This is a genomic window from Brunnivagina elsteri CCALA 953, assembly GCF_002289455.1.
In the GTDB taxonomy this organism is placed as follows: domain Bacteria; phylum Cyanobacteriota; class Cyanobacteriia; order Cyanobacteriales; family Nostocaceae; genus Brunnivagina; species Brunnivagina elsteri.
The window spans coordinates 1-9,270 of record NZ_NTFS01000262.1; the positions used below are offsets into that span (position 1 = coordinate 1).

Here is a 9,270-nt window from a genome sequence, read left to right on the forward strand (position 1 = left end):
GGAAAATAAAAATCCAGTTCCCTCCCCTTTCCAAGGGGAGGGTTAGGGTGGGGTAATTTTATTGTGGATAATGTTAAGTTAATTAAAGAATAGTAAACAGCAAAGGACGCAAAAGAAAATGCAAGGGGTAATTTTTAAAACACCATCTCAAATTCGTTGGTCGAGTATTATTACAGACTTTCTGCTTTCTGGTATGGTAATTGGTCCCCTAATTGCTCCTTTCCTTGCAGCATCGGGTTTGGCAATGCTGCCAATTATCGGCAATATTATCTATTTTATGGGTTTTCATGTTTGTCCGCAGCCAAATATGGGCTTAGAATTAGCACCACCTTTTATTATGGCTGTATGTATGCGTTGTTACGGCACAGTTACAGGATTACTGATTACACGCATGTTGTACGCAATTAGCAGTGGTAAAGAATTGTACTGGTTGAATCAGTATGGATGGAATGGAGTTGCGATCGCGGCAGTCTTGATGATGGCATATCCGTTGGAATTAGCTGCACAGGTTTTGGGATATTGGGATTTTAATAATTATCTCGTCACACCATTTGGATTGGTGACTGGTTTAGCATGGGGTTTATTTACCATGCCGATATTTCATAATAAAAAAGAGATTGAGTAAATCGAGTTATTATATTATTTATTGTCGGTTGGGTGAAGGCGCAAGATAAATATTTGAAACAGAACGATAAATATATTTGCGCCGTAACCCAACATTAACTATTATGCACTGGGCGAAATAATCCAGCAATCAAAATTTTTAAATCTATATTTGATTTGTTAGATTGAGATGTTTTTGTTTAAATAAAAAATGACAGTATTTAGGTGCAATTCCTGCTGATAAACCTCGTCTATTTCGGAACCTGGAGTTTTTGATTATTCTTTTCCGTCATTGCGACGTAAGGTAGACTGGCTTCTTCGGCTACCTTCGGAAGTCACTCCGTGCCTACCCGCAGGGTAGCAATCTCAAAATCTTTACGAAAAACTACAGTTCTCAAGGTAGACGAGGTTTAACTGTATGCGATCGCATATCTCCAATAGCTAGATTTAGAGAGTTGAATTTAAGTTAAAATAAACGTATATTTTGGAGAATCTAGCCATGACTCAAACACCTGAAAGAGTTCGCTGGACAATTGCCGATTTAGAGCTTCTTACTAACGACGAGTGGAAGCGCTACGAAATTATAGATGGAGAACTGTTTGTGACTCGCGCACCTCACATTGGACACCAAAACGCTGGTGGACGCATCTACGCTAAAATACTATTTTGGTCTGAAGAGACTGGCAATGGTCAGCCAATCTTAACACCAGGAATAATTTTTTCCGACGCTGATAATGTAATTCCCGATGTGGTTTGGATTAGTAATGAACGATTAGCAACCCTTGTAGATGCTGAAGGACATTTAACAGGAGCGCCAGAATTAATTGTAGAGGTTCTCTCCGAAGGTAGCAACAATGAACGACGCGATCGCGAAGCAAAATTAAAGTTATATTCGATTAAAGGTGTCCGCGAATATTGGATTGTAAATTGGCGATTACAACAATTAGAAATATATCGTCGTCAAAATGAACTACAAAATTTTCTGTTAGTTCAAGTTGCAACTTTATTTACCGATGATGTCATTAATTCGCCATTATTACCAGGTTTTAGCTGTAAGGTGAAACAATTTTTTGCCTAAAATACATCTAACTTTAGAAACGGGATATATCCCGCATCTAAAATCAGTTACATTTGCATTATTGTGTTCTTATCCCAAATTTCTTGAGAATTCCGTTAATTTTCACAACATCTTCTCGTGATGAGGCTTTAAAATCTGCACTCAATTTATAGTCCACAGTCTCATTCCCCCAATCCCACTTTACCACTGGTTGTCCATTACGATATCCAACCGAAACAAAAGCATCAGGAGCATCAACCTGGATTAATTTACCAGCTTTAAAATTATAGAAACCGTGAACAACGTCGTCATTTCTAGAGCGTAAATAAATCGCTTTTCCTTTAACTGCACAAAGCTCGTAAACTATTTTATTCCCATTTTCCTTGACTTCCAATTTCCTTTCTCGGCAATTTTCTGGTGCTTTATCCCCTGAAAATTCAGCCATTTGGGTTTTCTTGAACTTCTCATAAGCTGTATCTGCATTTGCGATACCTCCGGTAAGCTCCCCTAACACAGATGAACCGAAAACTAATCCCAGTGCCATTAAACTTGTTAGTAATTTATGCATTGTTATTTGATTTATTATTATTTTTAGATAAATTTCTGTTGAGTTTTACTCAGTTGCCAACCTTTTTTATCTTGTTTAGTGCAAGTCAATCCAGTACTTCTAGATGTACAAGTAAAGCCATTTCTCTTCCAAGTTTTACCATATTCTAAAACTGGGTAATTTGGGTCTACTATCGTGTCACCATGACATGCACGAACACCTTTTCCTCTTATTTCTAAAGCAAAAGCATTACCCCAATCCAAATTACAATCCTTTGGTTGTGGTGGTAATTTTGCTGAATTTTTGAGAATGTCACAACGCAAATATTTATCTTGCATAGAACAGAAAATATTACCAGTTGGCGTTTTAAAGCTATCGGATGTTTGAGCGATACTTGTAGAACTGGAAACAGCAATTAAAACCAAACTAGTTACAGCAGTTGTAACAGATGTCAGCAGATTAAAAAGCTTCATTTACTCAACCCTAATTTTCACAATATTTTATAGAAGTTTTGCTCCTAATAATTAAAAGAATTAAGTGCGATCGCTTTATATCTAATTGTGCTTCCCTACTAACCCACAAACAATAGGGAAAAGATACGTAACTTTGATAAAGATTTCACAAAGCCAAGATTTCGTACACAAAAAAGAATACAGACATCAAGTAAACTCTATACCTGTTTTCGTCTACCTATCTCCAGTTTTTTTGACTTTATACATCAAACCAATATATGAAAAAACTGTAACGAATTTTACAAAAATCACAATTTTTTCTACAAACGCAGGATAATCAGAATATAAATTTATATATTAAATCCGCTTCTGCATAGGAGAAAAACTTATGATTTCCCCTTCCATGTTGCCCCTGGAAACTCCTTCTCCAGCCCATATTTGCCCCTTCGACCAAGCTTGCAGCTACCTGGAAGCAGCAGCAAAGGAATTAAAGCTAGACCAAGGTATATTAGAAATCCTCAGCAATCCGCGAAAAGTAATCACAGTCTCGATTCCCGTTAAATTAGATAATGGAGAAATTCGAGTTTTAGCTGGACATCGGGTACAGCATTCCGATGTGTTGGGACCATACAAAGGTGGTATTCGTTACCATCCGGCTGTAACATTACGGGAAGTATCAGCACTGGCAATGTTGATGACTTGGAAATGTGCGTTGCTGGGAATCCCCTATGGTGGTGCAAAAGGAGGAATTGCGATCGCGCCAAAAAGTTATAGTGTTGGTGAACTCGAACGTATCACCCGACGTTTTATTAGTGAGTTAATTAAAGACATTGGACCCTCTGTAGATATACCTGCACCAGATATGGGTACTTCTGCGAGGGAAATGGCTTGGATGATGGATACTTACTCGGTGAATGTGGGACATTCTGTACCGGGAGTTGTCACGGGTAAACCATTATCTATCGGTGGTTCGCTAGGAAGGGAAATGGCAACGGGAAGAGGTGTAATGATTGTTGTCCGTGAGGCATTAAAAGACCAGGGTAAGTCCCTGGAAGGTACGCGGGTTGTGATTCAAGGTTTTGGGAATGTTGGTGGTGCAGCAGCCCATTTATTCCACGAAGCAGGGGCAAAAGTAATCGCTGTCTCGACGGGTTCGGGAGGTGTATATTCTGAATCTGGTTTAGATATTCCTGGGGTGAAAGCTTACATGATGGAGAATAACAAGAGTTTGGTTGGTTATCCCCAAGCGATCGCGATTAGTAATGCAGAGTTATTAATATTACCTTGCGATGTGTTGATTCCCGCAGCTTTGGAAAACCAAATTACTGAGGAAAATGTCAACCAAATCCAAGCGAGGATAGTTGCGGAAGCCGCAAATGGTCCGGTGACTTTGGCAGCCGATCGGTCGTTGGAAGCGCGAGGGGTGACTGTTTTACCGGATATTTTGGCTAATGCTGGGGGTGTGGTTGTCAGTTATTTGGAATGGGTGCAAGGTTTATCTTATCTCTTTTGGGATGAGGAACGGGTTAATGGTGAAATGGAAAAGTTGATGGTACATGCTTATCACCAAGTTGTGGAGCAGTCGAAAAAACGACAGATACCGTTGAGGTTGGCAGCTTATACTTTGGGTGTGGGTAGGGTTGCTAAAGCTTTGGCAGATAGGGGTTTGTATCCTTAGGAACAAGGATTTATTAATATACAATTATTTGTAGCGACTGTTTTGAAAGTCAGAAAAACTCAGTAAATTGGGTTTCTCCCCCATGCGAAATCTCTAATCGTTGAGATAATCCCAGAAACCCAATTTCTCCCTAAACGCGAGAACTCTTTGTTGTATCAAGCATTCGATGATGGGAGAAACCAGGTTTCTCTCCCATGTTGTATCGAAGATAGTCATACTGAGTTAAAGAGAAACCCGGTTTATTGAATACAATTCTTTATAGGTTGGGGAGTCACTGCGTAACCCAACATAAATTTATACAATCAAGAGTTATATTTTATTTAATTCAGATTTCTTAGTATATTTAGAATTATCAGAGTATTCTCTCTTGGTGTTGATTTTCTTTGATGTTAGAAAGGAAAAAACAATTTAACACCAGGGATGTATGACTAACCAACTTAAAAATCGGGCATTATTGCTATTACGTCAAGCTCTTAATGACCCAACAGCTAATTTTCGTCCTGGACAATGGGAAGCGATCGCAGAATTAATTCAGAACAAATCGCGTTTGTTGGTTGTGCAACGAACTGGTTGGGGTAAGAGTTTGGTTTATTTTTTAGCAACTCGTTTGTTAAGAGATGGTGGTGGTGGTTGTACTCTGTTAATTTCACCGTTACTAGCTTTGATGCGGAACCAAATTGCCGCAGCACAACGTATTGATGTTAAAGCTGCTACGATTAATTCTAGTAATACAGATGATTGGGAATTAGTGAAAGCGCAGTTATTAGCAGATAAAGTCGATGTGTTGCTAATTTCTCCCGAAAGGTTAGCAAATGATGAATTTAGAGAAAAAGTTCTTTTACCAGTATCTCAAAGAATTGGGTTATTTGTTGTTGATGAAGCTCATTGTATTTCGGACTGGGGACATGATTTTCGTCCTGACTATCGACGAATTGTCAGAATTTTACAAGCACTGCCTGAAAATATTCCTGTTCTTGCCACAACTGCAACTGCAAATAATCGTGTTGTCAATGATATTATTAGTGAGTTGGGTGCAAGTTTACAAGTATTTAGAGGTAGTTTAACTCGTCCAAGTTTACATTTGCAAAATATTTATATTCCTAGTCCCGCAGTGCGAATGGCATGGTTAGCAGAACATGTTCCTAAGTTACCAGGAAGTGGAATTATTTACACTTTAACTGTTAAGGATGCTGATAGAGTTGCTAATTGGTTGGAAGGTCAGGGAATTAATGCGGCAGCTTATCATAGTGGATTAGAAAATGATATTCGTCAACTATTGGAAGAACAACTTATTAGAAATGAAATCAAAGTTTTAGTCGCCACAACTGCTTTAGGAATGGGTTTTGATAAACCCGATTTAGGATTTGTAATTCATTATCAACGTCCTGGTTCTGTTGTCCATTATTATCAACAAGTTGGACGAGCAGGTAGAGCAGTGGAAAAAGCTTACGGAATTTTGCTGAGTGGGAATGAAGATGATGAAATTAGCAATTACTTTATTAATACAGCGTTTTCACCGGAAGTTCATACAGAACAAGTTTTAAATATTCTCAATCAAGCTGTTGATGGTTATTCGATAGCTGAAATGGAACAGCAATTAAATATTTCGCGGGGACAAATTGATAAAGTTTTGAAACTACTTTCATTAGAATCACCTGCTCCTATTACTAAACAAAATTCTAAATGGTACGCAACTCTAATTAATTATAAAATCAATACTGAGAAAATTGCAAAATTAACCCAAATTCGTTATCAAGAACAAGCTCGAATGCGGGAATATATGCAAAGTCAAGAATGCTTAATGACTTTTTTGGCAAGGGAATTAGATGACCCAAATCCGACAGATTGTAGTAAATGTTCTGTCTGTTTAGGTCAACCTTTATTAAATGAGACTGCTTCAATTGAACTTGTAAATAAAGCAATTCAATATTTACGTCGTAGCGAACAACTTATTGAGCCTCGGAAAATGTGGATAGCTAAAACATTCCCTATTTATGGCTTTTCTGGGAAAATAAAAGATAACTTAAAAGCCGAACTAGGCAAAGCTTTATCTCTCTGGGGAGATGCAGGTTGGGGAGAATTAGTTAAACAAGGAAAATATAAAAATCATAATTTTGATGATGAATTAATTCAAGGTACTTTGGAAATGATTCAACGTTGGCAACCTCAACCTTTTCCAACTTGGGTAACTTGTGTACCCTCATTAAATCATCTTGAACTTGTTCCTAATTTTGCTCAAAGATTGGCTAAAAAATTAAATTTACCCTTTATCCCGATTATCCAGAAAATTCGTCCAACCAATTTACAAAAAAATATGAGTAATAGCTTCCAACAATCTCATAATTTAGATGGAGCTTTTACCGTTGATTCTTGGGAAGGAATGGGAGGTGCTGTTTTTTTAGTTGATGATATGGTAGATTCGCGTTGGACTTTGACTGTAATTTCCGCACTTTTACGACGTGCTGGTAGTGGTATGGTTTTTCCTGTGGCATTAGCACTCAACACATTAGGGCAAGGTGATTAAATTAAAATCATGTCAAATCATGTATTATCAACAGATACCCAGGCAATTTTGCTTTTGTGCGCTAGCTTCGGACAAAATCGACAAACAGAACCACAACCCTTGACTCTGAGCGAATATAACTTATTTGCTGACTGGTTGCTAGAAAATCAAATGCGTCCAGCAAATTTACTCGAAGCCACAGCAAAAGAACAATTACAACAAATTACCAATAAAAAACTTAATCCCGATAGATTATTAGCTTTACTTAAACGTGGTGCAATGTTAAGTTTAGCAGTTGAGAAGTGGACAAATCAGGGATTATGGGTCATGGGAAGAAGCGATCGCAATTATCCCAAACGTCTCAAACAACGATTAAGACACTCAGCACCAGCGATTTTGTACGGAGTTGGTAATTTAGAACTATTGTCTTTGGGAGGATTAGCGATTGTTGGTTCTCGTGATATCGATGAAGATGGTTTGAGCTACACCCAAAGAGTCACTCAGACATCGGCAGAACAGGCAATACAGGTGATTTCCGGTGGGGCGCGTGGGGTAGACCAAGCCGCGATGTTAGGGGTGTTAGAGGCTGGAGGAACGTCGGTAGGGGTGTTAGCTGACAGCTTGACTAAGGCTGGGGTAAATAGCAAGTACCGTAGTAGCATTAAGGAGGGTAGACTTACCTTGGTTTCGAGTTACGATCCTGATGCTGGTTTTAATACTGGTAATGCAATGGGACGAAACAAGTATATTTATGCTTTAGCAGATTATGCTCTTGTGGTCAATTCTACGGTGAATCAGGGTGGTACTTGGGCTGGTGCGGTGGAAGCTTTAGCTAAAATTAAGGATATTCCTGTTTTTGTGCGATCGCGTATGCTTTTAGCATTGCCGGAGGCTAGTGACTCAGAAGGAGTATCCCATCCCCATGTATCGGATGGTAATTTAGAATTACAAAGGAAGGGAGCAAAACCTTTTCCGTCTGAACCTTGGAATAGTTCGTTAAAAGATGTTTTGGTGATGTCTGCATCGAATCCGGAATTAGTATCTCCAGAGCCAGTTTTAGAGATTGCTCCACAACCGGTTCAATTGTGTTCAAAACACTCAAAAGATATTTATGAAGTTGTTTTACCTGTGATTCTCAATCATTTACAACGACCTATAGATATTAAATCGCTGGCTGAATCTTTAAATGTGAGACAATCACAAATGCAGGATTGGTTAAATCTGGCAGTGATGGAAGGTAAGGTGAGAAAAACTAACAAGCCTGTTGCTTATGTGGTTAGTCAAGAAGTTACTCAGCTTTCTTTATTATAATTGTGATTATATAACATTTTGAACCGCCAAGCCGCCAAGAAAAGAGGGAAAGAAGTTAGTGAATGTTTTAGTACTGCTAAACAAAATATTTTAGGAATCAGATTTTTGCTGGTGTAGTTAATTTATAGATGTGAAGATATCGCATCTCTACAGTACGTTTTGCAGAAGGTTAAGGTGTATTTTCCTTATGCACCAAGCATTCTATCAGGGTTGTGGCAATGGGGGTTATCTCTGTTCCCAACCTTTTTTTATGGGTGAAACTGCCAATTACCTATTACAATAAGTACGCAAATGGTTCCTGTTGTGGGAGTATTTTATTGATGGAGGCTGATTTACTTGGTTTAGAAATCAGTAAGGGGGAACTCAGACGTTTGACTGGTTTTGACCCTGATGAGGTGTTTCGTCCTTCTATAATGGGGGATAAGCAGAAACGAGTCGGGTTTTTCGCAAATGAAATACTAATTGCGATCGCACTTACTCCCCTTATAGTCGGCTTAATTTATGCATTCCTAATTTTACCCACAATTGGTTCGTCGATTCCCTGGGGAATTACTCTATTAATTTTTGTACCAATTGCTGTTATTTTTGGACGTTGGCTGTATCGACGCTTCACTTGTCCGCAAGTTGTCACAATTCTTTTAGATGAAGTTGACAGATATCACGATGTTATCAAAGCAATTGATATCAATGACCAACTGGTAACATCCACAAATTCCCAAGCTAGTATTCGCGATCGCACAAAAGTTATCTCCGGATTACAACTAATTCGCGAAGATTTGGCTCGATCATTAAAAATGGAACGGATTTTACGCGATAATAAAAAATTACTTGCTAATCATCAAGAATTACTTAGTAATAATTTAGCTAGTTTGCAAGCTCTGCAAGTTAGTCAAGATGCTAGTGAATACGCTCAAATTCTCAATCAATCATTACAAATTGCGATCGATGTACAAGCAGAAATTAGAAAGCTGACTTTAACTCCCTAACCCTCCCTTTGGCAACTACGGTGTACACACAAGTCTGTTTTTCCCTGATACCTCGGAATTACCCCCCTTACCAAGCAGGGCTGATTCATACCCTAAAACACCTTAAAAATCAATGGTTCTAGCAATTTAAAAC

The 9,270-nt window shown here is 38.4% G+C and carries 8 protein-coding genes; 6 read left to right on the forward strand and 2 right to left on the reverse strand.

Annotated elements, in window-relative coordinates; all coding sequences use genetic code 11:
• Positions 1–118: 118 nt before the first annotated feature.
• Together CK510_RS20290 and CK510_RS20295 are read left to right on the forward strand one after the other, a co-directional pair.
• Positions 119–625 (forward strand): DUF2085 domain-containing protein, encoded by a 507-nt coding sequence (locus tag CK510_RS20290; protein WP_095723427.1) that lies wholly within the window; start codon positions 119–121, stop codon positions 623–625.
• Positions 626–1,102: 477 nt separating this feature from the next.
• Positions 1,103–1,681 (forward strand): Uma2 family endonuclease, encoded by a 579-nt coding sequence (locus tag CK510_RS20295; protein ID WP_095723428.1) that lies wholly within the window; start codon positions 1,103–1,105, stop codon positions 1,679–1,681.
• Between the two features lie 58 nt (positions 1,682–1,739).
• Here CK510_RS20295 and CK510_RS20300 read toward each other — a convergent pair whose 3' ends face one another.
• Complete coding sequence (locus tag CK510_RS20300) at positions 1,740–2,228, reverse strand: hypothetical protein (RefSeq protein WP_095723429.1); 489 nt, start codon at positions 2,226–2,228, stop codon at positions 1,740–1,742.
• 23 nt (positions 2,229–2,251) lie between these two features.
• Positions 2,252–2,680 (reverse strand): DUF6636 domain-containing protein, encoded by a 429-nt coding sequence (locus CK510_RS20305; RefSeq protein WP_095723430.1) that lies wholly within the window; start codon positions 2,678–2,680, stop codon positions 2,252–2,254.
• A 367-nt stretch (positions 2,681–3,047) separates the two neighbouring features.
• Here CK510_RS20305 and CK510_RS20310 point away from each other — a divergent pair, with 367 nt between their 5' ends.
• From CK510_RS20310 to CK510_RS20325, 4 genes are all read left to right on the forward strand, one after another.
• Positions 3,048–4,337 carry a Glu/Leu/Phe/Val family dehydrogenase gene (locus tag CK510_RS20310; protein WP_095723431.1) on the forward strand — a complete coding sequence of 430 codons (1,290 nt, stop codon included), beginning with the start codon at positions 3,048–3,050 and terminating at the stop codon, positions 4,335–4,337.
• A 424-nt stretch (positions 4,338–4,761) separates the two neighbouring features.
• Positions 4,762–6,861, forward strand: a complete 2,100-nt coding sequence (locus CK510_RS20315; RefSeq protein ID WP_095723432.1) for a RecQ family ATP-dependent DNA helicase — start codon at positions 4,762–4,764, stop codon at positions 6,859–6,861.
• A gap of 9 nt (positions 6,862–6,870) precedes the next feature.
• Entirely contained in the window at positions 6,871–8,151 is a 1,281-nt protein-coding gene (locus tag CK510_RS20320) for a DNA-processing protein DprA (RefSeq protein WP_095723433.1), read from the forward strand.
• 320 nt (positions 8,152–8,471) lie between these two features.
• Entirely contained in the window at positions 8,472–9,137 is a 666-nt protein-coding gene (locus CK510_RS20325) for a hypothetical protein (RefSeq protein WP_095723434.1), read from the forward strand.
• Positions 9,138–9,270: the final 133 nt, after the last annotated feature.

Coding starts and splice junctions, on each gene's coding strand:
- CK510_RS20290 (WP_095723427.1), top strand. CDS start 119: ATGCAAGGGGTAATTTTTAAAACACCATCTCAAATTCGTTGGTCGAGT.
- CK510_RS20295 (WP_095723428.1), top strand. CDS start 1,103: ATGACTCAAACACCTGAAAGAGTTCGCTGGACAATTGCCGATTTAGAG.
- CK510_RS20300 (WP_095723429.1), bottom strand. CDS start 2,228: ATGCATAAATTACTAACAAGTTTAATGGCACTGGGATTAGTTTTCGGT.
- CK510_RS20305 (WP_095723430.1), bottom strand. CDS start 2,680: ATGAAGCTTTTTAATCTGCTGACATCTGTTACAACTGCTGTAACTAGT.
- CK510_RS20310 (WP_095723431.1), top strand. CDS start 3,048: ATGATTTCCCCTTCCATGTTGCCCCTGGAAACTCCTTCTCCAGCCCAT.
- CK510_RS20315 (WP_095723432.1), top strand. CDS start 4,762: ATGACTAACCAACTTAAAAATCGGGCATTATTGCTATTACGTCAAGCT.
- CK510_RS20320 (WP_095723433.1), top strand. CDS start 6,871: ATGTCAAATCATGTATTATCAACAGATACCCAGGCAATTTTGCTTTTG.
- CK510_RS20325 (WP_095723434.1), top strand. CDS start 8,472: ATGGAGGCTGATTTACTTGGTTTAGAAATCAGTAAGGGGGAACTCAGA.